24 protein-coding genes and 1 pseudogene are annotated in these 25121 nt (G+C 40.5%); 5 read left to right on the forward strand and 20 right to left on the reverse strand.

Annotated features, from left to right (window positions below):
* Positions 1-80: 80 nt before the first annotated feature.
* From DWY37_RS02465 to DWY37_RS02495, 7 genes are all read right to left on the reverse strand, one after another.
* Entirely contained in the window at positions 81-338 is a 258-nt protein-coding gene (locus DWY37_RS02465) for an HPr family phosphocarrier protein (RefSeq protein ID WP_117697112.1), read from the reverse strand.
* Between the two features lie 111 nt (positions 339-449).
* Positions 450-2360 carry a PTS fructose transporter subunit IIABC gene (locus DWY37_RS02470; protein WP_118056758.1) on the reverse strand — a complete coding sequence of 637 codons (1911 nt, stop codon included), beginning with the start codon at positions 2358-2360 and terminating at the stop codon, positions 450-452.
* Positions 2361-2378: 18 nt separating this feature from the next.
* A complete protein-coding gene (gene pfkB, locus DWY37_RS02475; RefSeq protein ID WP_118056759.1) occupies positions 2379-3293 on the reverse strand; it encodes a 1-phosphofructokinase in 915 nt (304 codons plus the stop codon).
* Entirely contained in the window at positions 3290-4039 is a 750-nt protein-coding gene (locus DWY37_RS02480; protein ID WP_117697107.1) for a DeoR/GlpR family DNA-binding transcription regulator, read from the reverse strand. The genes pfkB and DWY37_RS02480 overlap by 4 nt, the downstream gene beginning before the upstream one ends.
* A 310-nt stretch (positions 4040-4349) precedes the next feature.
* Complete coding sequence (locus DWY37_RS02485; protein WP_117697105.1) at positions 4350-4850, reverse strand: GreA/GreB family elongation factor; 501 nt, start codon at positions 4848-4850, stop codon at positions 4350-4352.
* Positions 4851-4875: 25 nt separating this feature from the next.
* Positions 4876-5859 (reverse strand): phosphate acetyltransferase, encoded by a 984-nt coding sequence (pta, locus tag DWY37_RS02490; RefSeq protein WP_117697104.1) that lies wholly within the window; start codon positions 5857-5859, stop codon positions 4876-4878.
* Between the two features lie 115 nt (positions 5860-5974).
* Positions 5975-6649, reverse strand: coding sequence for a Crp/Fnr family transcriptional regulator (locus DWY37_RS02495; RefSeq protein WP_117697103.1), 675 nt, complete (start codon positions 6647-6649; stop codon positions 5975-5977).
* Between the two features lie 86 nt (positions 6650-6735).
* On the opposite strand from DWY37_RS02495, the gene DWY37_RS02500 reads away from it, so the two are divergent.
* Complete coding sequence (locus DWY37_RS02500) at positions 6736-7515, forward strand: ATP-binding protein (protein WP_117697101.1); 780 nt, start codon at positions 6736-6738, stop codon at positions 7513-7515.
* Between the two features lie 29 nt (positions 7516-7544).
* Here DWY37_RS02500 and DWY37_RS02505 read toward each other — a convergent pair whose 3' ends face one another.
* A complete protein-coding gene (locus DWY37_RS02505; protein ID WP_118544377.1) occupies positions 7545-9242 on the reverse strand; it encodes an alpha-glucosidase in 1698 nt (565 codons plus the stop codon).
* 78 nt (positions 9243-9320) lie between these two features.
* Complete coding sequence (locus DWY37_RS02510; protein ID WP_117840969.1) at positions 9321-9623, reverse strand: hypothetical protein; 303 nt, start codon at positions 9621-9623, stop codon at positions 9321-9323.
* A gap of 300 nt (positions 9624-9923) precedes the next feature.
* On the opposite strand from DWY37_RS02510, the gene DWY37_RS02515 reads away from it, so the two are divergent.
* Positions 9924-10865 carry an AraC family transcriptional regulator gene (locus tag DWY37_RS02515; RefSeq protein WP_117697095.1) on the forward strand — a complete coding sequence of 314 codons (942 nt, stop codon included), beginning with the start codon at positions 9924-9926 and terminating at the stop codon, positions 10863-10865.
* A gap of 85 nt (positions 10866-10950) precedes the next feature.
* Here DWY37_RS02515 and DWY37_RS02520 read toward each other — a convergent pair whose 3' ends face one another.
* The 3 genes from DWY37_RS02520 to DWY37_RS02530 form a co-directional block, all read right to left on the reverse strand.
* A complete protein-coding gene (locus DWY37_RS02520; RefSeq protein WP_118540609.1) occupies positions 10951-11703 on the reverse strand; it encodes a DUF6033 family protein in 753 nt (250 codons plus the stop codon).
* 101 nt (positions 11704-11804) lie between these two features.
* On the reverse strand, positions 11805-12635 hold the full coding sequence (locus DWY37_RS02525; RefSeq protein ID WP_117946872.1) for an undecaprenyl-diphosphate phosphatase: 831 nt from the start codon (positions 12633-12635) through the stop codon (positions 11805-11807).
* Between the two features lie 90 nt (positions 12636-12725).
* Complete coding sequence (locus tag DWY37_RS02530) at positions 12726-12983, reverse strand: heavy-metal-associated domain-containing protein (protein WP_118056765.1); 258 nt, start codon at positions 12981-12983, stop codon at positions 12726-12728.
* A 168-nt stretch (positions 12984-13151) separates the two neighbouring features.
* On the opposite strand from DWY37_RS02530, the gene DWY37_RS02535 reads away from it, so the two are divergent.
* The 3 genes from DWY37_RS02535 to DWY37_RS02545 are packed head-to-tail and all read left to right on the forward strand — an operon-like array spanning position 13152 to position 15574.
* Positions 13152-14123, forward strand: coding sequence for a TAXI family TRAP transporter solute-binding subunit (locus DWY37_RS02535; protein ID WP_117697087.1), 972 nt, complete (start codon positions 13152-13154; stop codon positions 14121-14123).
* Between the two features lie 11 nt (positions 14124-14134).
* A complete protein-coding gene (gltS, locus tag DWY37_RS02540) occupies positions 14135-15325 on the forward strand; it encodes a sodium/glutamate symporter (protein ID WP_117697084.1) in 1191 nt (396 codons plus the stop codon).
* A gap of 15 nt (positions 15326-15340) precedes the next feature.
* The gene (locus tag DWY37_RS02545) at positions 15341-15574 is read left to right on the forward strand and encodes a hypothetical protein (RefSeq protein ID WP_117697081.1); all 234 of its coding nucleotides are present in this window, start codon (positions 15341-15343) and stop codon (positions 15572-15574) included.
* Positions 15575-15690: 116 nt separating this feature from the next.
* On the opposite strand, the gene DWY37_RS02550 is transcribed toward DWY37_RS02545, so the two are convergent.
* The 8 genes and pseudogenes from DWY37_RS02550 to DWY37_RS02585 all read right to left on the reverse strand — a co-directional run bounded on the left by DWY37_RS02550 (position 15691) and on the right by DWY37_RS02585 (position 25065).
* Positions 15691-17049, reverse strand: a complete 1359-nt coding sequence (locus tag DWY37_RS02550) for a DUF5808 domain-containing protein (RefSeq protein WP_158551928.1) — start codon at positions 17047-17049, stop codon at positions 15691-15693.
* A 5-nt stretch (positions 17050-17054) separates the two neighbouring features.
* Complete coding sequence (locus DWY37_RS02555; protein WP_117697075.1) at positions 17055-17420, reverse strand: GntR family transcriptional regulator; 366 nt, start codon at positions 17418-17420, stop codon at positions 17055-17057.
* 140 nt (positions 17421-17560) lie between these two features.
* Positions 17561-18376, reverse strand: coding sequence for a hypothetical protein (locus DWY37_RS02560; RefSeq protein ID WP_117840962.1), 816 nt, complete (start codon positions 18374-18376; stop codon positions 17561-17563).
* Between the two features lie 842 nt (positions 18377-19218).
* A pseudogene (ppdK, locus tag DWY37_RS02565) lies at positions 19219-21854 on the reverse strand (pyruvate, phosphate dikinase).
* Between the two features lie 205 nt (positions 21855-22059).
* Positions 22060-23457 (reverse strand): glycine--tRNA ligase, encoded by a 1398-nt coding sequence (locus tag DWY37_RS02570; RefSeq protein WP_022243038.1) that lies wholly within the window; start codon positions 23455-23457, stop codon positions 22060-22062.
* Between the two features lie 18 nt (positions 23458-23475).
* A complete protein-coding gene (locus tag DWY37_RS02575) occupies positions 23476-24087 on the reverse strand; it encodes a hypothetical protein (protein ID WP_117697063.1) in 612 nt (203 codons plus the stop codon).
* A gap of 104 nt (positions 24088-24191) precedes the next feature.
* Positions 24192-24932, reverse strand: coding sequence for a DNA repair protein RecO (recO, locus tag DWY37_RS02580; protein WP_118544376.1), 741 nt, complete (start codon positions 24930-24932; stop codon positions 24192-24194).
* Positions 24877-25065 carry a YqzL family protein gene (locus DWY37_RS02585; protein WP_117697057.1) on the reverse strand — a complete coding sequence of 63 codons (189 nt, stop codon included), beginning with the start codon at positions 25063-25065 and terminating at the stop codon, positions 24877-24879. The genes recO and DWY37_RS02585 overlap by 56 nt, the downstream gene beginning before the upstream one ends.
* Positions 25066-25121 lie beyond the last annotated feature (56 nt).

Here is a 25121-nt window from a genome sequence, read left to right on the forward strand (position 1 = left end):
TATCATAAGTGACAGGTCCCTTTTCATCGCTGTGAACACCTTTTCCGAAATGCACTTCAGCTTAAATATTCTTCCTGGCTTTACAGATTCTCCTGTAAGAATGCACTTAATTTTTCAATTGCTGCATCTTCATCTTCACCTTCAGCACGAAGTGTGATTTCTGCACCTTTCTTAGCACCCAGCCCCATAACGCCAAGGATTCTCTTTGCATCTACTTTCTTACCATCCTTTTCAATGGTAATTGCACTTGCAAATCCTGCAGCTTCCTTTACCAGTAATCCTGCCGGTCTTGCATGGATTCCCTGCTCATCTGTGATTGTGTAAGTAAATTCCTTCATGTTCTTCCTCCTAAAAAGTTATATTTTTTCCCGTTTTTTATACCATAGTTTTAATTTGCAAGTATTTTGACTCGCTTATGCTCACTATTCGTGAGTACATCATTTATTATATCATACAATCTTCTTTTTTAACAATCCCAAAAGCAGACAAGATACTGCTGAACCTGCAATCAATGATAAAAGATACCAGATTGCATTACCCATTACTAAGAATACGAAGATTCCACCATGTGGTGCCATCAGTGTACAGTTAAATGCCATAGACATTGCTCCTGCAATTGCAGAACCTACCACACAGGCTGGAATCACGCGCAGCGGATCCGCTGCTGCAAACGGTATTGCACCTTCTGTAATAAAGGATAATCCCATAATAAAGTTTGTCGGTCCGGCTTTTCTTTCTTCTGCTGTAAATTTATTTTTGAAAAATAAGGTTCCAAGTGCAATGGCAATTGGTGGTACCATACCTCCAATCATAACGGCTGCCATAATATTATAGTTTCCAGCGGCAATGGATGCAGTTCCAAATACATATGCTGCCTTATTTAAAGGACCACCCATATCCACAGCCATCATTCCAGCTACCAATGCTCCCAGTAATACCGAGCTTACACCATTCATATGTGCCAGTCCTGTATTAATTGCAATATTCAAAGCTCCGACCGGTGGTTCGATGATAAAGGTCATCAATGCACCTATTAACAATACACCAAGCAGCGGATACAGTAGAACCGGTTTCAATCCATCCAGGCCTTTTGGCAGTTTGTCAAAGATTTTCTTTAATAACTGGATGATAAGACCTGCGGCAAATCCGGCTACTAAGGCTCCAAGGAAACCTGATTTTCCATTTGCTGCAATTGCTCCTCCAACGAAACCTACTACCAGTCCCGGACGGTCTGCAATACTCATGGCAATATAGCCAGCCAGTACAGGAAGCATAAAGCCAAATGCCAGTCCTCCAATGGACTTAAAGAATGCTGCTGCCGGAAGAATTGTACCAAAATTAGCACGCTCATCCGTAGGAAGTGATGCAAGGTCTACACCAAAGCTGTCGATTAAAAATGCAATGGCAATCATAATACCACCACCGACAACAAACGGAAGCATATGGGAAACACCATTCATCAGATGCTTGTAAACTTTGTGTCCAAAACTTTCTCCGCCCATGCTTTCACTTTCTGATGCTTCGCCGCTGCCTTTATAAATTGGTGCATCCTTTGCCATAGCGCGCTGTATTAATTTATCTGCTTTACTGATTCCATCGGAAACCTGACAGATGATAACCGGTTTTCCGGCAAAACGATCCATCGGGACTTTGGTATCGGCTGCTACAATAATACAATCTGCCTCTTCAATTTCTTTTGCAGTAAGCACATTTTTTGCTCCGCCGGAGCCTCTTGTTTCCACCTTAATAAAGCAACCTAATTCTGCTGCCTTCTTTTCCAGACTTTCTGCTGCCATGTATGTATGGGCAATTCCAGTCGGACATCCGGTTACTGCAAGAATCTTTTTCTGATTTTCTTCCGGTTCCTTTATTTCTGTTTCCTTCTGTTCTTCCTTTTCTTCCTTCTCAGACTCTGCTTCATCAATGACTTTTAAGAATTCTTCAACCGAAGTAGCCTGTTTTAATCCGTTGGTGAAATTCTCATCCATCAGAAGAACAGACAGACGGCTTAATACGTCAAGATGTACATTATCTTCTGTATCCGGTGCTGCAATTAAGAAGATTAAATGAACCTTCTCTCCATCTAAGGCATCAAAATCTACCCCATTCTTTAATACCATTGCACTTAATCCCGGTTTCTTTACGGCTGCTGATTTGCAATGAGGAATTGCAATGCCCTCTCCAATTCCTGTGGTACTCTCTTCCTCTCTTGCAAAGACTCCTTTCCGGTAAGTCTCTTCATCTGCTATTTTTCCACTCTTTACCATCAGGGAAACCATCTGGTTTAATACATCTTCCTTTCCGGTTGCTGAACCATTCAACTGAATGCTTTCCGGTGCCAGCAAATCTCTGATTCTCATATACCTTCCTCCTTTTTCTTAAAATGAAAATGCATGATTCTTTAATAATTGTTCTACTTCTTCTTTCGTTGCAAGTTCTTCTGAAAATGCACTGGCGCTTCCGGTACAGACTCCCATCTTAAACGCCTGCGCATAATCCTTATTCTTTAAATATCCTGCCAGGAAACCTGCCACCATGGAGTCTCCTGCTCCTACGGAATTCTTTACTTTACCCTTCGGAGCTTCGCTCTCAAAAGCTTTTCCCTCTTCTGTCAAAAGCACAGCCCCGTCACCTGCCATGGAAACAAGTACATTTCTTGCACCCTGCTCCTGCAGCTTCGCTGCGTATTTCTTTACATCCTCTTTGCTGCTGATTGTCACACCAAATAACTGTCCTAATTCATGATTATTCGGTTTAATCAGGAATGGATGAAGCGGAAGTACATTTGCCAGAAGTTCTCTGGTTGCATCTACAGCAATCATGACATCCTTTCCTTCCAGGTATTTCATGATATCCATATATATGGACTGCGGCATAATATCCGGTATACTTCCTGCCAGTACCAGCACATCTCCGGTTTTTAAGGTATCTAATTTAGCATAAAGCTTCCCGATATCTGTGCTGCGGATCATCGGCCCCTGGCCATTGATTTCTGTTTCTTCTGTGGACCGAAGCTTCACATTAATTCTGGATATTCCTTCCTCTACCTGAATGAAATCGGTATTTACACCTTCTTCATCCAGACGCTTGCTAATTTCTTCTCCGGTAAAGCCAGCTAAAAAGCCCCATGCGGTACTCTTTAATCCCAGATGATTCAGTACGATGGATACGTTGATTCCCTTTCCTCCCGGGAACATTTTCTCCTGTTCCGTCCGATTTACCTGACCGGTTTTGAAGGTTTTTACATCCACCACATAATCCAGTGACGGATTAAAAGTTACGGTATAAATCATTCTTCCACCTCCTTTATATTTTTATACTTCCGATAAGACTCCAAGGTAAGACCTGTTGTAATCACATCTGCTGAAGCAAATGGTGCAAATGTCACACTGGATATCTGTGCAAATTTACTCTTATCTCCCAGGATATAACACTGTCTGCAATTTGCCATTGCTTTCTTCTTTACCATAGCCTCTTTCACATCCGGTGTGGTATATCCTTTTTCTACATTAATTCCATTGGTTCCGAAGAAACCTTTTGTAAAGTTATATTTATCCAAGGACTCCACTGCCTCAGCACCTACCACAGCTTCTGTGGATGCCTTGAACTCTCCGCCAATGATATAAACCTCACACCCCAGTTCAGAGAGCCGTTTTGCATGGGCTACTGCGTTGGTTACCACACAGGATGGCTTCACATCCATAAAATCAATCATACAGTCTGTTGTGGTTCCCGCATCAAGATAAATAAAATCATCTGCTGTAATTAACGATGCTGCATACTTCGCTATGACTGCCTTCTCATCACGATGCATGTTTCTTCGAAGTGGCACATCATCATCCTGTGTATGAAAAACTGTTCCTCTTAAAATTGCACCGCCATGAACCTTCAAAAGCTTTCCATTTTCGTCTAAAGCATTCAAATCTCTTCGTACCGTTGACTCGGAAGCATCTAAAAGCTGCATCAGCTCAGTCACTTTAACACTGCCCTGTTCTTCCAGCAGGGAAAGGATTTTTCCATATCTTTCCTCTGTCAGCATATCATCCCTCCCATTCCTTTTTTCTATTTTCTGCTTTCTATGGTTTTATTATACGTTCAAAAACAGTCATAGTCAATCATATTCCGTCATTTTCATTCACAAAAATCCATTTCACAATTTGTGCAAAATATACAAAACAGGATACACCTTGGTACATCCTCGCGGAGCGTTTTTTACGTTACAGGAAAGCAATTTCCTGTAACGTAAAAAAAGAAGCCTGCAAAAGCATCACCTTTTACAGACCTCTTCTCGCCTTTTTAAACCGTTTTCCGGTTCTTATTCTTATTCTTATTCTTATTCTTATTATCTTTTAGAAGCTTCGGATTTTCTCGTTCTCTTCTCCGGTATTTTCAATTTTACGGATTATAACATCATAACTGTAATCGTCATTTACCTTCACACTGACACGGTCTCCTACCTTATGGCCAAGCACTGCTTTCCCCATAGGAGATTCGATACTGATTAATCCTTTCAGCGAATTTCCACGCATGGTAGTCACCAATTTGAAGGATTCTTCCATATCATCTTCTTCAACATAAACCGTCACCGTATTATTGATACCTGCCTCGTCTTCCTTAGAGTCATCTGATACCACGACTGCAGTACGAATCATGCGCTCTAAATAACGAATTCTGCTTTCGTTTTTATTCTTATCTTTCTTGGCAGCATAATACTCGAAGTTTTCACTTAAGTCACCCTGTTCTCTTGCTTCCTGTACAGCACGGATTGCATTCTTTCGTACCACTAATTTCCGATATTCAATTTCTTCTTCCATCTTCTTGATATCACTTTGTGTTAATTCGTTATGCATACCGTCACCTTTTCATTCTAACAGCTTACGCTAATGCAGCTGTAATAATTGCCATGGAATATACTTCTGATGCATTACATCCACGGGATAAGTCATTGATTGGTGCATTTAATCCAAGAAGAATCGGACCATATGCATCAAAGTTACCAAGACGCTGCGCAATCTTATATCCAATATTTCCTGCATTGATATCCGGGAAAATAAATGTATTTGCATGTCCTGCCACTTTGGATTCCGGACATTTGGTACGTGCAACTCTTGGAGATACGGCTGCATCAAACTGAAGCTCTCCCTCGATTGGAAGCTCCGGATATTTTTCTCTTGTCTTGTTTGCAGCATTACGCATCTTATCTACATCCTCGCCCTTTCCGGAGCCTAATGTAGAATAGCTTAAGAATGCCACCTTTGGATCTACACCGAATATCTTTGCACACTCTGCTGCTTCTCCGGCAATTTCAACCAGTTCATCTTCTGTCGGATGAATGTTGATTGCACAGTCAGCCATTGCCAGTACTTCATTCTCGCCGGTTGCAGAAGGACGTACCAGAATAAAGCAGGATGATACAATGCTGTTACCCGGTTTTGTCTTAATTAACTGTAACGCTGGACGAACAGTATCTGCTGTAGAATAGGTTGCTCCACCTAACAGTGCATCAGCATATCCCATTTTTACTAACATGGTTCCGAAATAATTAGCCTGTGAAAGAATTCCTTTTGCCTGCTCCGGTGTTACGCCTTTGCTCTTTCTTAAATCACAGAACATGGTAACCATTTCATCAAATTTTTCAAAATGTAATGGATCGATAATTTTGGCTCCGCGAATATTAAATCCGCTCTCCTCTGCTGCTTTCTGAATCTCAGCCTCATTTCCAACCAGAATCGGGCTTAAGAAATTACTTGCCAGCAGGCGGGATGCTGCCTCTAAAATTCTTGGGTCATTTCCCTCTGTAAACACAATTTTCTTTGGGCTTTTCTTTAAAATATCAATCAGTTGACCAAAACCAAACATATCTTTCTCTCCTCTTTTTCTATGTATTATTTTAACTGCATATTATTGTACCCTCTTTTAAATAAAAATCAAGTTTTGAATTCAGTACAATTTCTCAAAAGTGCATTTTCTTCTATTATAAATATGCATCTCTGTTCAGGCAAAAATGATTCTTCCGGAAAGAAAGCCGTCCCTCATCTCTTAATTTTCCAAGCTCCGTTGACATCGCACTCCGTTCCACAGAAAGATAATCTGCTAACTGCTGTCTGGAAAATGGAATATCAAACTCTGATGTTCCATGCTTCTGTGCCTCTGCTGACAGATAGGACAATAACTTTTCTCTGGTATTGCGTTTTCCCATATGGGTTAATTTTTCATTAAAGCGAAGATTCTTTTCTGCCATATTCTCTAATAAATTCCGAAGCAGAACCAGCTTCCAGCCTTCCGTTTCTCCATCTGCATCCAATATATTCCGAACGTTCAGCCACAGCACATTTGCTGCCTCTTCTGCAATCACACTTACATTAATATTCCGCCTCTGCATACAGGCAAAAGTCTCTGCAAAAACATCCCCCGGTTCTATTTTTGCAACCAGATTCCGGTTTCCCCAGAAATCCTCCTGCACAATCAAAAGTCCGCCAGAAACCAGCAGCCCCATTTCTTTTACCTGCTCTCCGCAGTGCAGAATATAATTTTCTTTATCATAAGTCATCTCATGGGCATCTAATCCCTTTAAGACTTTCTCCTCTTCTGTTTCCTCAATTCCTTCAAAAAAAGGTGAATTTTTCATTTCTACAGGAAATTTTTTCATTTTATAACCTCCGTTGTTTTTCCAACCGATTATTTATTGCTATTATAGTATACTGACTATACAAAATCAACGAGGAGGAATCTAAAATGATTCGTAAAATAATTCATATTGATAAAGAAAAATGTAATGGATGCGGTTTATGTGCATCCGCCTGCCACGAAGGTGCCATCGGCATGGTCGATGGAAAAGCCCAGCTTTTAAGAGAGGATTACTGCGATGGGTTAGGTGACTGTCTTCCGGCATGTCCTACCGGTGCTATTACCTTTGTACAGAGGGAAGCCGCAGCTTATGACGAAGCCGCTGTAAAAGAGCACTTAAAGAACCGTGAAGCGGCTTCGGTAAAACCTGCAGTTTCAGCCAATCACGCAGCTCCGGTTTTCAGCGGATGTCCGGGCAGCCGGATGCGCTCCATGCAGCGTAAAAACACGGAAAATACTTCTGCAGGCTCTAATACCACATCCGATACTGCATCCAACGCAGTCACAGCAGGAAACGCACCGGAAAGCCAGCTTACCCAGTGGCCGGTTCAGATTAAATTAGCACCTACAAATGCTCCGTATTTTGACAATGCAAGACTGCTGATTGCTGCAGACTGTACAGCTTTTGCCTATGGCAATTTCCATGAAAAATTCATAAAAAACCACATCACCCTGATTGGATGTCCCAAACTGGATGATGTGGATTACAGTGAAAAGCTTACTGAAATTATCCGCAATAACAATATCAGAGATATCAGTATTGTGCGCATGGAGGTTCCGTGCTGTGGCGGCATTGTAATGGCTGTCCAGAATGCCTTAAAGCAAAGCGGGAAAATGATTCCATGGCAGGTTGTTACCATCTCTGTTGATGGCAAGATTATGGAATAAATTTCCAGATTAAATTGCTTCCACAAATCTTACTTTTCTAATTCTAAGACAACGGTTTCACAGCTGTCTAATGTAATTGTTCCATTTAGGGCTGCCTCAGCATTGATTGCTTCCTGGCGGCCTTCATTGGTTAACAATACCTTGGCAATTCTTTGCTCTAATGTGATGGTATGCTCTTCTGTTCCAAAGTTTGCAAGAATCAAAAGCTTCTGACCGCTTTCTTCATTTACCCGTTCAAAAGCAAATATGTCATCTGCATTTTCATATTTTGGTTTAAAAATACCATAAGTGAAAGTATCTTTGTATTCTTTTGCCTTACGCAGTGCAATTAATTTCCTATAATAAGCCAATACAGAATCTGCCTTATGCTCCTGGGCTGCTACATTGATTTCCATGTAATTCGGATTCATGGCAAGCCATGGAGTTCCATCGGTAAATCCGCCATTTTTTCCATCGGACCACTGCATTGGTGTTCTGGCATTATCACGGCTGTTCTCATAGCAGCATTTCAAGGCTTCTTCTTCACTGAGTCCTGCACGCAACGCCTCCTGATACTGGTCGATGGTGCTGATGTCATCATATTCTGAAATATCATTTCGTTTGCAGTTGGTCATCCCGATTTCCTGTCCCTGATAGATAAATGGAATTCCACGCAAAAGAACGGATACAGTTCCAAGCATCTTCTTTCCTGCATCATTTCTGGCATGCTCCGGCAGATAATGTGTTGCTCCTCTTGGCTCATCATGATTTTCAATAATGTTTGCCTTAAAGCATTTTCCCTGTAATTCCTGCTGGGAATCAAAAATTACTTTCCGCCATTCCTCAAAACGTAATGGTTTCTGGTCGTACCAACCATGCTCACCAAAAGTAAGCACATGGGCACTGAAATCAAACATCGTAGAGAAATGTCCATCCTCTCCGATGAATTCTAAGAGCTCATCTTCTTTCATATTAAAGACTTCTCCTACCGTAAAGGCATCATACTTTTCAAAAGTCTTATGTTTTAATTCTTCGAGAAAATCTCCTACTCCATTTACCTCTTCTACCATCCTGATGCAGGTTACAAGTCCGTCCGGTCCATCCGGCTCAAAGGACGGGAAATTAATATCTTTCTTAATATTGATAATTGCATCAATACGGAATCCTGCCACGCCTTTGTCTAACCACCAGTTTACCATTTCATAGATTTTCTGACGTACTACCGGATTCTCCCAGTTTAAATCCGGCTGCTCTTTGGCGAACATATGAAGATAGTATTTATCACTGTTTGGCACCTTCTCCCAGGTGCTTCCGCCAAAATAAGAACGGTAATTACTTGGAGCCCTGCCATCTTTTCCTTTCACAAAATAGAAATAATCTGCATACTCTCCATCCGGGTCTGCCAGTGCTTTCCGGAACCACTCATGCTGGTCGGAGCAATGATTTACCACAAGATCCATTACGATATACATATCACGTTTCTTTGCTTCCGCAAGCAGCTCATCAAACTCTTCCATGGTTCCGAATTCTTCAGCAATATTATAATAATCTGAAATATCATATCCCTGGTCTACAAATGGGGATTTATAAATCGGTGAAAGCCATACGATATCGATACCCAGTTCCTTTAAATAATCCAGTCTGGATATGATTCCTCTCAAATCACCGATTCCATCTCCGTTGCTGTCCTGAAAGCTCTTTGGATAAATCTGATATGCTACCTTGTCATGCCACCATTTTTTCTTCATGTTCTCATCCTCCATATTTCCATTATTTCTGTATTTACACTTCGTTCTTTGTATGATACTGTTATTATATACGAAGTTTTAGGAAGTTTCTTCCGTGATATTTGCGTTTTTATTGCACAATCCTGCTCTTTTATGTAAAACAAAATAAACGATATGATTATGGATTTCAGATGCAGACGGTGGAAGGTAGGTTATAGGATACAAAATAGCAGCATTTCTTAGATACATTTTTTCTTGATTATAAACTGTCTTTCCGCTTGCTTTGACGAGGATATCTGCACCGTCCGTCGAGTGTGGATGCTGCATAAAGATAGTAAGGCGCACTAAGAATTTCAGTATTAATATTATTTTATCTGCCAACCGGCGCAAATTCACATCCATGTTCATATGCGCCTCGCCGGCACGTCCCTGTGCCAGCGTTGGCTATTGCTGTATAAAATTCTAAGTGCGCCTAACAATCCTTATCATGCATCCATACTTCGGCGAACGGTACAGATATCTTGTCAAACATTGGAAAGACTGTTTTTATCATAGAAAGAAAAAATGTATTTTAGAAATGCACTGTTTTGCATCAGACCTACCTTCCATCGTCTGCATCCAAAATTCCATTTCTTTCATTTTGTTTGTATAAAAAATCAGGATAAATGCTGTTTAAATAAGCAACATTAAAAGGAGATTCCCATGAAAGATAAAAAACAACTCCCTCTGGAACAAAAAGAAAAGGCCGTTCATGGCGAACGAATTTTTCCATTAAAGAAATATCTTACTACGTTGCAGGAACGGTATCCCATTGTTACGCCACACTGGCATGAAGAGGCTGAATTTACCCTGATTACCAGCGGTGTCTGTACGTATCAGGTTGACCTTGAAAGCTTTCAGGCTATGCCTGGAGATTTCGTTTTCATTCCTCCACTGGCTCTGCATTCCATTGCCATATTACCTGCCGGGCATATGCATTCGGAAACATATGTCTTTCACCTTGATTTCCTTGGTGCATCCTCTGCAGATATCTGTGCCATGCGATATCTGATGCCCCTTGCCAAGCAGCAGCTGATTCCCCCTTTTCATATAGTAAAAGAGCACCCGGTCTACCCGGATGCCCTCGCATTGTTCTATGAAATCAGCAACTGTTATTCCGCTGCCCAGCCGGGATATGAACTGATGTTAAAATCCCTGCTGTTAAAGCTTCTTACCCTTCTACTTCCGTACTGTAGCAAAAGTTCTGAGCAGCCACAGCTTCAAAGCGAACATACCCAGAAGATTAAGGGTGTCTTAGAATATATCGGATTACATTATACCGAAAATATTTCTATTGAAAGCCTGGCATCCTCCTGCTATTTCAGCGAATACCATTTCATGCGCTTTTTTAAGAAATATGTCGGAATGTCATGCTTAGATTATATCAAGAGCCTGCGCCTGCAAAAGGCTGCCGACCTCTTAGAACAGCAGGAGCTTTCCATTACAGATGCCGCCATGACTGCCGGTTTCAGCAGCCTTTCCTACTTCTACCGGGAATTTAAAAAACGCTATGGAACGACACCACGCCAGTTTATCCATTCCCTTCCGGAACGTCAGCATACGAATCGGGCCTCTACTCCAGGCAGTCCTTTTTCTCCACTTTGATTTCCCAGTGGATTAAGAAAGTCAGGGCTGCCCGGAGTGCAATAGATAGGGGCTCTTTTCCATATTGTATCCTGCCTTTTATTTATTATCCACGAAAATCTACATTCCAGCCAACCTGTTTTTCCTGTGGTGTAAATACATAATCGCTCATGCTGTCATATAACATATCCTGGATTTTCTTTTCCAGTTCTTCCAACGAACCGGCAGTAACCGTTACCAGATCTTCACTCTTACCAGTTTTATCCGTGCTGTCATTCCTGTCCGATTTCTTAACGGAAGATGTATCTTCATCCTCCTTATTCATTCGTTTCTCAAAAGCTTCCTTCTGAGCTTTTTTACGTTCTGCACGGTTTTCTTCCTGTTTCTTTTCGATACGTTTCTTCTGAAGAGACAAAGACTTATCTACAACTGCAAAAAATGATGCATTGCCGCCATCATTTACCTGAATGCCATATGCCTTCACACCACTCTGTCCATTAGCAAACCGACTCTGCATGGTTGCAAGCTGACTGGATGCATTGGCTATGATTCCCTCGTACTGTTTCCGGTAAGACTCATCTTCTGCCATCCGCTCAATCTTCTCTTCATCAATCAGAACCACCATTTTGTTGGCATTGGCATACTGTCCTGCATTGGCTTTTGCTGTCTCTTTCATATCCTTGGATACCAGAATGAAATCCATCGTGCTAAATTTCTTTTTCAGCTTCTCATAATACTCTTTCGCCTTATCCGAAAGCTTTGGCTCTCCAATGGTTTTTCCGGAGACTTTGCTGCTCTTTTCCGATTCCGTATAACCAGAAACGTTTTCTGCCACCTGATTTACTGCGTTTGTGTTCATAAAAATTCCTCCTTGAAAATATCTATAAGCAAATCCTTTTGCTTAAAACAATCTGTTCCATTCTTTATATCGGAAGAATCTCTCATTTTCTTAAGCGGTTCCTATAGTGCAAAATAGCCTAAAACAATGGCTCCAAGAATAATCCGGTACCAGCCAAATACTTTAAAATCGTGTTTTTTGATATAGCCCATCAGAAAACGAATGACTACTACAGATACCGCAAATGCTACCACGCAGCCTAAGCCTAAGACACAAAGTTCCTGAGCAGAAAACGCAAAGCCGAACTTAATAAGTTTGATCAGGCTCCAGCCAAACATAACCGGCACAGCCAGGAAAAATGTAAACTCTGCTGCAGCCACACGGGATACTCCGATTAAAAGTGCTCCGATAATGGTTGCACCGGAACGGGAGGTTCCCGGAATAATTGCAAGTACCTGAAACAATCCGATAAAAAATGCTGTCTGATAAGTAATATCATTTAAGCTTTCCACCCTTACTTTCCGCTTTTTATTCCAGTTTTCAATCAGAATAAACGCAAAACCATAGAAAATCAATGCAGCAGCAATCACAAGCGGTGTATGAAAATGTGCATCCACATAATCATCAAACAAAAGCGTTACCACAGCTCCCGGTATGCAGGCAGCTACAACCTTAAACCATAAAGAAAAAATATCTTTCCGGATGACCGGCTGTGTCTTGTCTTTAAACTGAAACGGGAACATTTTCTTCCAGAACAAAAGCACTACCGCAAGAATAGCTCCCAACTGTATCACCACGAAAAACATCTCTTTGAATGAATCTGTCATATCAAGCCTGATAAATTCATCCACTAAAAGCATATGTCCTGTGCTGCTGATTGGAAGCCATTCTGTAATTCCTTCTACAATTCCAAGAAAAATAACCTTCAGCATTTCTACAAAATCCAATAACATTTCGTTGTCCTCTTTTCCTATTATTTCCGATTCCTCATTTTAACATACTATGCCGATAATATATATATTATTTTTCTTAAGATATTCTGTTTACTTGCGGAATGCTGAAAATAATCCCTTCTTCTCATATGGTTCTTTTGTTACTTCTAACGCATCATATCCACTGTTTTTAATCACTTCTTTGATTTTTTTCTCTGGAATATCGGTATCGGTAATAATTACGGTCTCTTTTTTACTGTGGGATGAAGTTACTTTCTTTACCGGAAATGCTGCCCGCACTGCATCATTTACATGTGCCTCACACATTCCACACTGCATACCATCTACTTTTACTGTTATTTTCTGCATAAATCCTTCCTCCTTCATTTCATTCCATCACATTATAATCTCTTTTTTTCTAAAAAAATATAGGATTAACGATATTTTTTCTCACTAATTTTTCGCTCTTCCTTTTCTGAAAAAATTATTGTAAAATATTTCTTTAGGATTAAATTTTAAAAAGAAAGGATTTTATATATGAAGAAACCATTCCGTCTTCTTCTATGTCTTGCACTGCTTTTTGTGAGTGGATGCAGTGGTTATCAGAAAACCATCCGCTTTGGTGCCGCTGACATAGGTGGAATCTACTATACCTTTGCCAATACCTTTACCGGACTTGCCTCCTCGGAGGATGATACCTATCAGTTTGAAGTTAAGACAACCGCAGGCTCTGCTGCCAATCTAAGGCTGCTCTCCGGTGGATATATCGAACTTGGATTAGCCCAGTCTGACCTGATTGCCTCCGCCTATGAAGGCAGTGGAATTTTTGAGGGAGATCCTTGTCAGGGATATTCCGCTATTGCCGGGCTATATACGGAAGCCTGTCAGATTGTCATCCGTGCAGACTCCAATATTCAGACGCTGGATGATTTACAGGGCAAAACCGTCAGCATCGGTGCGGAGGATTCCGGTACTGAACAGAACGCTAACCAGATTCTGACCATGAGCGGACTTACCACTGAACTGGTGAAAACAGTAAACCTCGATTATACCGATGCTGCTGACCAGCTTATCAATGGAAAAATCGATGCATTTTTCTGTACTGCCGGTATCCAGACAACTGTAATCAAAGAATTAGCCAAAGAATGTGATATCCGTCTTTTGGATATTGATGAGAAATGCAGGAATAAATTGCTGTCTGCTTATCCATCCTATAGTGAATATACCATTCCTGCCAATACTTACACCGGACAGACGGAAGATATCCATACCCTTGGTGTCAAAGCGGTTCTCCTTGCTTCCGACAGGCTCTCTACCGATACAGTAGAACACTTAACGAAATGGCTTTTTTCCCATGCGAAGGATTTACAGTATGCAACTTCTTTAAGCCTGCAATTAGATGAAACTTATGCTACTGATGGCATACCGATTCCATTCCATCCGGGTGCTGTTGCCTATTATGAGAAGCAGGGCATTACGCTTTCTTCCGAAAGCAATACACCAAACTAGAAAGGAACACTATGAATATACATTTAGATATGTACCAGACCTTAGCTGTTGCTGTGCTGGTACTCATGCTGGGAAGTTTTTTACGAAAAAGAATACATTTTCTGGAAAAATTCTGTATTCCGGCACCCGTTATCGGCGGTCTGCTCTTTGCGATTTTCACCTGTATCTGTTACAGCACCGGAGTTGCAGAATTTTCCTTTGATGATACCCTGCGGGAAGTATGTATGGTATTCTTCTTTACTTCCGTAGGATTTCAGGCTAACTTAAAAGTCTTAAAAAGTGGTGGGAAATCCATGGCAGTATTTTTAGGACTGGTCATTACCCTTATTATTACCCAGAACTTTCTTGCCGTTGGATTATCCAAACTATTAGGATTAAATCCATTAATCGGTATGTGTACCGGTTCCATTCCAATGGTGGGCGGACATGGTACAGCAGGTGCTTTTGGACCGGTACTGGAGGATTTCAATATCCATGGTGCCACTACCATCTGTACCGCTGCTGCTACCTTCGGTCTGATTACAGGAAGCCTGATTGGCGGTCCTTTAGGAAAACGCCTGGTAGAAAAGAAAAATCTTCTCTCTACTGTTGCTTCCGAAGATGACAGCCTCTTAGTGGAAGATGAGAAAAAACACGAACGCCATACCAACATGTATGCTTCCGCTGTTTTCCAGCTTATCCTTGCCATTGGACTTGGTACTATTTTCTCCTATTTTCTGACAAAAACAGGACTGACTTTTCCAATTTATATTGGTGCCATGTTAGCAGCCGCACTGATTCGTAATATTGTGGAATACTCCCATGGCAATGCCACGATCCATATGGGAGAAATTAATGACCTGGGTGGTATTTCCCTGTCATTATTTCTTGGTATGGCTATGATTACTTTAAAATTATGGGAACTGGCTTCTCTGGCACTTCCGCTTATCATTTTATTAAGCTCACAGGTCATTCTGATTGCTGTATTTACTTACTTTATTGAGTTCAATATTATGGGGCGGGATTATGATGCAGCAGTCCTTGTTGCAGGTACCTGCGGATTCGGTATGGGTGCCACACCAAATGCCATGGCAAATATGCAGGCTCTCTGCGACCGCTATGTTCCATCCGTCAAAGCATACCTTCTGATTCCACTGGTGGGAAGTCTCTTTGCCGATTTCATCAACAGCCTTGTAATTACATTTTTTATTAATATTTTGTAAATAAAGGAGCACCTTATGTTTCATTTTAAAAATAAAATCAAGAATGCAAGAAAAGAACGTGAAAAGAAAAATTATGATCTGACTTATGATAATGTTGCCATTCCAGAGGTGCACAAGACATCTTCCACTCCGGATACAGCAGAAAATACCACTGCTGCCTTTCCATCTGAATCTTCCGATGAACAGACTTCCAGTGTCAGCTTTGATAATGTTGCGATTCCGGAAATTCATATACGAAAGAAAAACTAATTTCACTTTTGAATACAGACCGCCGGCAGGAAAAACACATTCCTTTCTTATGTGTTTTTCCTGCCGGCCGTTTTCAATCTTTCCTATTTTTTCAATTTTCTATTTTCAATCTCTTTCTATCTGCTCAGAATTTCCTTATAAATTTCTTCTGTCTGTACATCATCCACTCCGCTCATATAATATTGTTTTCCATTTGCCGAAAAATGCAGAAATTTCTTATTCTGCGGATTTAAAAACTCCTGACATTCTCCCTGCTCATAAATCTTAAATGTTCCTTTCTCAAGATTATCCATTCCTGTTCCATTTATCTTAGACCTGCGCGGAAGTTCTGTCACCATTTCCACCTCTTCTATGGTATCCAGCGGAAGCTCATAATCGGTGCGGATATGCTCTGCACAAAGATTGCCATTTTCTATTTCCAGATGAATCGGTGTAAACTCTTCTGCAATCACCCAGGCACATAAAATTGGAATAGTAAGAAATACCAGTGCTGTAAATAGCATTGTTGCTTTTCCAGCTTTTGACGCCATATTTACAGTTGTTCCAATGCCGACTTTTTTATCTACCATCGTATGCGGATCATTAGGATTATAATAAAGAACACCGCCTATCCAGTTTCTATCATCTTCTGTTCCGTTGCTTAAATCATGTTTGCCTGCATAAGCCTTTTCCACTTTTCCCAGTCTGATAAATACCGGAATGCATATCACCAGCAGGAGAACTGCATACACTATCATGGCAATAAGCATTATGCTTTCTACCTTCTTATCTACGAATGAAATTGCCAGAAGAAATAATATCAATATGGTATTCATCCAGATACAGCAAAGCCAGAAATTTTTCCAGATATTTTTCTTTGCCCTGCTATAATTGATATTAATGTCACTATCTGAACTGATGACCTGTATCGGCTGTCTGTCCATAATAACTGCGACCAGAAAATAAATGAATCCACAGGCAGCTCCAATCAGACAGGATATTCCAACCATTTTATAAACCGGCAGTGCTAAAGCTGCACCTATAATGCCTATGGCAAGCGGAAGAAAGAATTGGAAAAAATGTATGCACCGAATGGCTCCCGCATTCTTTAATTCCACATATCGCTCTGTTGACTGTGTCTCATAGTATCCCTTTTGCCGCTTCCATTCTTTCAGCCGGCTATTGGCAAAGACCAATGGCAGCATCAGTAATATAATTGCTCCAAACATCCATACCAGCCAGATCGTCATCTGGATGGAAAAATACGGTGTCAAAAGACTGCTAAAAGGAATTACCGCAAGCAGCAGCCCATACCATCTCATTTCTCTTTTAAACCGCTTCTGAATTGCCTTTACTTCATCCTCTTCGAACCATTCCGGTTTCATATTTACACCAAAAATACTTCCATTCTTCTGTCCGCTTTGCAGCGCCATTACCACATATACAATAAATAATACCGGATACAATGTTGCAAAAAATATAATATTAAGAAACATCTTCATCACCCCTTATACATATTCCTGCATAATGCTAAAAATTCTTCCTGCGTTATGCCACATATCTTTGCCTCGGAAATCACCTGTTGTAATATTATTTTGGATTTCTCCTGCAGTTCCTTTGTCTCAGTAAATTCATTCCGCACATGAGCGCCATTCCGCCGGTCGGTATAAATATATCCTTCCTGCTTTAATAATGCATATGCCTTATTTACTGTCATAGAATTGATTCCTATCTCTCCTGCCAAAGCCCGGACCGTTGGAAGCTGCTCACCTGGCTTTAACCTGCCATCCGAAATTCCCAGTACAATCTGATTACGAATCTGCTGGTAAATCGGCACTTCCGCTGTCTCATCAATCGATATGACCATCTGAAAACTTCCTTTCTAAACTTCCTTTCTAAATTTTCTTTCTAAAATTTTCTTTGTCTCATTTGTGTTATTAATTATAATACAAATAAGACAAAGATGCAAGGAATATATTCACATCATATATCCAATCTGACAGCATATTATTCTGTTTCATCAATCATCATATGTATCATCTTCTTTACACCTGAAATATCAAATGGACTTTCCGAAGATTCATAAGTAAAAATAACATCCCGCCCCGGCATAAGATAATTTTCTATATATAAATTCTGCTTTCGGATAAAATTTCCTACATAAGATATATTATCCATCATTCCAGCATGTTCCCAATAAAGAATCCGCCCGGTTTCCTTATTTAAAATTGTAAAATCCGGATATATTTCTATCTCTTTTCCTTTCTTTTTTAACTTTAATGGGCGTTCATACTTATATAGCAGAATGTCTTTTTTCTGATGCAGCATATTAGCTATAAGCACTTCTGACTTGGAACGCACCAGTTCCCCATGCTCCGTCTCATATCGTAAATTCTCCGGATATTCTATATTCTGCTCATATTTTTCCTCTTCCCATTCCTTCAAAACAACTTCTTCCGGTTTTAGATATGGTGTGATCAACTTCTTCCTCTGGTATTCCTGCTCCTCATAAATCTCTCTCATCCATCCTATATCATAATCAGCCTCCACCTGCTGAAGTATTTTTAAATTTCTCTCTGCTTTGGTCTTAAGCTTTTTGCAATAGCTCTTCTGTGCCAGAATACGAATAAAATTCATTTCTCTTAGTGGAAGATATTGTTGTATCATCTTCCCTTCTTCATCTTTCATCTGCCTGTAATAATACGTTTTTCCATTTTTATTATGAATTCTCAGCGTACCACTTGGTGCTTTCTCTTCAAAATGCTTTATATCATTGAGTATCTTCTGCAATTCATTTATTTCATTTTGTATCCAATTTTTCATAAGCATTATTCCTTTCTTTTATAAGATTTAAAGTTCTTATATTCTTTACAGTTCTTATAGCTTTTACAATTCTTGTATTCTTTACAGCTCTTATAGTTTTTATAGCTCTTATATTTTCATATTTAAACAACGATTCCTATTGTCACATACTTCGCATGATAGTCTGCCTTATGCCATAATCATACTTCTTTCTCTTGCAACATATATCTGGTATGATTTTTTCAACACTTTTTCAGCTTTCTTCATACTAAAAAACTAGATTCTACTGTTTAGTATGATTTTTTTCATTTTTCAGGGATTTTTTTGATATAAATGGAGATTTTTTCATACTAGAAACTTTAAAAGAACTGAATTAGTATGATTAGACTAAACAATATGATTTGACTATATAATATGATTAAACCAAACAATATGATTTGACCATATAATATGATTAAACTAAATAATATAATTAAACTAAATGATATGATTACTTTCAAAATATAATTACTTGAATATTATGCCTTAACTGAATTTTGTAATTAAATGGAATTTGATAAAGAAACTTAAGATTTTTCAACAAATAAGCGAATGGATTCGTAATAAGAATATTCTGTTATCATCCTGCCAGAAGAATAAGAACCTGGCAGCAAGCGAAATATAAGGTCATATAACAATCATGCTGCACAAGCTAAAAAGCACTATGCAATATAAAAATGCTATGCAATACAAAAATACTATACAATATAAGTACCATTTCACAAGATAGATAAGCCTCACCATACGGTGAGGCTTATCCTGCATATACAGCATTCCCACGATATATGAGATATGCTGTATATTATATTGTTCCTGTCCAATAATTATTTGTTAGCAATTGCTGCCTGAGCTGCTGCTAATCTAGCGATTGGTACACGGAATGGTGAACATGATACATAGTCAAGACCAATCTTGTGGCAGAATTCAACAGATGAAGGATCTCCACCGTGCTCTCCACAGATACCAACGTGAAGGTTCGGATTAACTGGCTTACCAAGTTTCAGTGCCATATCCATAAGTTTACCAACACCAGTCTGGTCTAACTTAGCAAATGGATCGTTCTCGAAGATCTTCTTGTCATAGTAAGCATCTAAGAACTTACCAGCATCGTCACGGGAGAATCCAAATGTCATCTGAGTTAAGTCGTTAGTACCGAAGCAGAAGAAGTCAGCTTCTTTAGCGATTTCATCAGCTGTAAGAGCAGCTCTAGGAATCTCGATCATAGTACCAACTTCGTACTCTAATTTAACGCCTGCAGCTGCGATCTCAGCGTCTGCTGTCTCAACAACTACTTTCTTAACGTATTTAAGCTCTTCAACTTCACATACTAATGGAATCATGATTTCAGGTTTCACATTCCAATCTGCATGCTCTTTCTGAACTTCGATTGCTGCACGGATAACAGCTTTTGTCTGCATCTTAGCAATTTCAGGATATGTTACAGCAAGACGGCATCCTCTGTGACCCATCATTGGGTTGAACTCATGAAGTCCATCGATGATTGTCTTAATCTGCTCAACAGTTTTGCCCTGAGCATCTGCTAATTTCTTAATATCAGCTTCCTCTGTAGGAACGAACTCATGAAGAGGTGGATCCAGGAAACGAATAGTAACCGGGCATCCTTCCAGTGCTTCATAAAGAGCTTTGAAGTCTCCCTGCTGATATGGAAGAATCTTCTCAAGAGCTGCTTCTCTTTCTTCTACAGTGTCAGAACAGATCATCTCACGGAATGCTGCAATTCTGTCTTCTTCGAAGAACATATGCTCTGTACGGCAAAGTCCGATACCTTCTGCTCCAAGCTCACGAGCTTTCTTAGCATCTGCAGGAGTATCTGCATTAGTACGAACTTTAAGTTTTCTATATTTGTCAGCCCAAGCCATAACACGGCCGAACTCACCAGCGATGGTAGCGTCAACTGTCTTGATTTCGCCATCGTAGATGTTACCTGTTGTACCATCGATAGAGATGAAATCTCCCTCATGGAATTCTTTTCCAGCAAGAGTGAATTTCTTATTCTCTTCGTCCATAGCGATATCGCCACATCCGGATACACAGCATGTACCCATACCACGGGCAACTACAGCTGCGTGAGATGTCATACCACCACGAACAGTTAAAATACCCTGGGAAGCTTTCATACCTGTGATGTCTTCCGGAGATGTCTCAAGACGAACAAGTACAACTTTCTCTCCGCGAGCGTTCCAAGCTTCTGCATCTTCTGCTGTAAATACGATCTTACCACAAGCTGCTCCAGGAGAAGCTCCTAAACCTTTTCCGATTGGTGTAGCTGCTTTTAATGCTGCTGCATCAAACTGTGGATGAAGAAGTGTATCTAAGTTACGAGGATCGATCATAGCTACTGCTTCTTCTTCTGTCTTATGTCCTTCATCAACAAGGTCACATGCAATCTTAAGAGCTGCTGGAGCAGTTCTCTTACCATTACGGCACTGAAGCATGTATAACTTCTTGTTCTCTACTGTAAACTCCATATCCTGCATGTCATGGTAGTGATTCTCAAGAGTCTCACAAACCTTGATGAACTCAGCATATGCTTCTGGGAATTCCTGCTCCATCTGAGCGATTGCATAGGTGTACGAACACCAGCAACTACGTCCTCACCCTGAGCATTGATTAAGAACTCACCCATTAATTTCTTCTCGCCTGTAGCAGGATCACGGGTGAATGCAACACCTGTACCAGACTCATCATTTAAGTTACCGAATACCATAGGCATTACGTTAACAGCTGTTCCCCATGAATATGGGATATCGTTATCACGACGATATACGTTTGCACGTGGGTTATCCCATGAACGGAATACAGCTTCGATAGCTAATTTTAACTGTTCTACAGGATCAGATGGGAAATCGGTTCCTAACTGGTTCTTGTACTCAGCTTTGAACTGCTCTGCTAATTCTTTTAAGTCAGCGGCTGTAAGTTCAACGTCGAACTTAACTCCTCTGTCTGCTTTCATCTTATCGATGAGCTGCTCGAAATATTTCTTACCAACTTCCATAACAACGTCAGAGAACATCTGGATAAAACGTCTGTAAGAGTCATATACGAAACGCTCGAATTTAGGATCTGGGTTTCCAGCGATCATTGCTGCAACTACTTCGTCATTCAGTCCAAGGTTTAAGATGGTGTCCATCATACCTGGCATAGATGCTCTGGCACCGGAACGAACAGAAACAAGTAATGGATTCTTGAGGTCTCCGAATTTCTTTCCGTTAATCTCTTCCATTTTCTTAACGCCTTCCATAGCCTGTGCCATGATTTCGTCGTTAATCTTGCGGCCATCCTCATAATACTGAGTACAAGCCTCTGTTGTGATTGTGAATCCCTGTGGTACTGGAAGACCGATATCAGTCATCTCGGCAAGGTTAGCACCTTTTCCACCAAGGAGATTACGCATGGACATGTTTCCTTCACTGAACATGTAAACCCATTTGTTTGCCATTTTGAATTCCTCCTAATAAATTTACTTTGGTTTATTGATATGCGAACATCGTCTGTTATCAACAACAATTGATATCCACAATGTCACCCATTATGCGTGCCACTTGTCCACAAGCGCACATATTCATTTTATCATAATTTTATAGTTTCGCAACCATTTTTTCGAAATCAGACCATTCAGTCATGTAAAAAATAAAGTGTTTGATTTAGAAAGTGAATTTTTCTGCAAAATATGTATCCAAATCTTCGATTTTGATACGCTCCTGCTCCATGGTATCACGGTCACGTACCGTAACTGCTCCGTCTGTTTCAGATTCAAAATCGTAAGTTACACAGAATGGAGTTCCGATTTCATCCTGACGACGATAGCGCTTACCGATATTTCCTCTGTCATCAAATTCACAGTTGTATTTTTTGGAAAGCTGTGTAAATACTTTTTCTGCGCCCTCATTTAATTTCTTGGAAAGTGGAAGCACACCAATCTTAACCGGTGCAAGTGCCGGATGGAAATGAAGAACGGTTCTCATATCCGGTTTCTCTTCTGTTCCGATGTTCTCTTCGTCATATGCTGCACAAAGGAATGCAAGTACCACACGGTCTGCTCCAAGAGATGGCTCAATAACGTATGGAATGTATTTTTCATTCTTGGTATCATCAAAGTAAGACATATCCTGACCGGATGTATTCTGATGCTGTGTCAGGTCATAGTCGGTACGGTCTGCAATTCCCCACAGTTCGCCCCATCCGAACGGGAATAAGAATTCAAAGTCGGTAGTTGCTTTACTGTAAAATGCAAGCTCTGCAGGATCATGGTCACGAAGACGTAATTCTTCATCTTTCATGCCAAGGCTTAACAGCCAGTTATGGCAGAAGGTTCTCCAGTACTGGAACCACTCAAGGTCGGTACCCGGCTCACAGAAGAACTCCAGCTCCATCTGTTCAAACTCTCTGGTACGGAAAGTAAAGTTACCAGGAGTAATCTCGTTACGGAAAGATTTTCCAATCTGTGCGATGCCGAAAGGCACTTTCTTACGGGATGTTCTCTGCACGTTTTTGAAGTTAACAAAAATACCCTGTGCTGTTTCCGGTCTTAAGTATACCGTATTCTTTGCATCTTCAGTTACACCCTGGAAGGTCTTGAACATCAGGTTGAACTGACGGATATCTGTAAAGTTATGTTTTCCACAGGATGGACATGGAACACTGTTATCTTTGATGAAGTTCATCATTTCTTCCTGACTCCAGCCATCTACAGAAGTCTCTAATGTAATGCCATGCTCTTCTGCATAATCTTCAATAATCTTATCTGCACGGAAACGTTCATGACACTCTTTACAGTCCATCAGAGGGTCTGAAAATCCGCCTAAATGTCCGGAAGCTACCCATGTCTGCGGGTTCATAAGAATGGCACAGTCTACACCAACGTTGTATGGATTTTCCTGTACGAATTTCTGCCACCAGGCACGTTTCACATTATTCTTTAATTCTACACCAAGGTTACCGTAATCCCATGTATTTGCCAGTCCACCGTAAATCTCGGAACCCGGATATACAAAACCTCTTGCCTTTGCTAAAGCTACAATTTTTTCCATTGATTTTTCCATAAAATTCTTCCTCGCATTCTATTTATAAATAATATATCTTGCTTCTGCTGTCTCACCAGCAGGAATTTCATCCACGGTTGCAGTGTTCTTATCCTTGACGGTTACTCCGGAAGAAACATACTGCAGTGTTCCATCTACCGTAACGTCTACACCTTTGCTTAATACGATAACATGATAGTCATCATTTTTCATGACATCTTTGCTGTCCGCTGCATCTCCGGCAGCTCCATCTGTTACCGCTACGAAATCTGTATTAAAATCATATCCGGCAGCAATTGCCTGTACCACCGTTCCGGTAAATACGGTATCTCCCACAAATGCAGAATATGCTGTGCTGTCACTGTAATGCATACCAAGCTTTGCGACTCCGTCTTTTACGGAAAGATTTTTTAATTTTACTGTCCCGGCGCCATCATTGTCTTCATATTCTTTGATGGAATCCTTTACATACTGTTCCAGCTCATTCTCATCATAATTATCTTTGTCAAAGTCGCCTACTGCAACTTCTGTGATTCCACCCTTTTTCTCCGGAAAGAGTGTTGTGGTATCTGCATCTTTTGTAGCACCGCAGCCGCCAAATATTCCACAGGCTAACAGCATTACAAGGAGTGCACTTATCTTCTTCTTCATACGAACCTCCAAATCCCTGTATCTCATAATCTCAACAATTATACTATTTTCGGTTTGGTATTTCAAGCGTTACCTCAGGCAAAATGCCCGGCTTCTCCCATAAATCAGAAAAGTCCTTCTAAAAATTGCTCTGATTTAAATGTATGGGGTGCATATTTTTCCCGAAATTCCTTCACCGTCCGAATCAGTTCAAACAACACTTTTTCTGATACTGCAAAATGAAAAAGCTTTGCTGATTCCGTGGTAATAATATACTGCATCGTATAAATGGTAGATGCATCTAACCGTCTGCCATGCTCGGTTTCGCTGCAGGAATCACAAAGAAGCCCGGCGCGCTGCACACTGAAAAACTGCATCGGTTCCTTTTTTCCACATTTCTGGCAGGAAAAAAGATTCGGATATACTCCATTTAGCACCATCATTTTCAATTCATAAATTACGCGGACCAGCCGGTTATCAAAATTCTTCTTTCCAAGTGCCTTTAAGGACTGGTAAAGCAGCTTTAGCATTTCCCGGTCATCACTGTTTTCCTGGGCATAATATTCTGCCATCTCAAGAAAATAAAATCCATAGTATGTATCATTCAAGTCTGTGGTGAGTTCGGTAAAATAATTTTTAATTTCTGTCCGCACCACATTGTAGGAGGTACGGCCCTCATAGACTTCAAACTGTCCGAAGGAAAAGGGATTGCAGGCTGCCAGCAGTGTACTGTTCGGTCTTCTTGCACCTCTGGCAAACGCCGTAATCTTTCCCCTCTCCAGGGTCAGTATCGTAATTCGTTTGTCATATTCACTGATTGGCATTGCGGTAAGCACCATACCCGTAACCATCACGTTTGTGCCCACGGTCCTGTTCACCTCTTACTTTCTCTTTCAGGCTGCCCAATCCATCCTGTTCTTCTTTTTCCTGTTCCTTAAACTTAAGATAATCATCTACACTTCCGGTCAAAGTAAAATGATTCCAGCTTGCTCTTACCATATGCTTCCTTCCTGCCCTTTCTTCATACTTGTATGAAATTAGGTTTTCCAGAAGCA

Origin of the sequence: Roseburia sp. AF25-13LB (assembly GCF_003478915.1) — a bacterium.
GTDB lineage: Bacteria > Bacillota > Clostridia > Lachnospirales > Lachnospiraceae > Roseburia_C > Roseburia_C amylophila.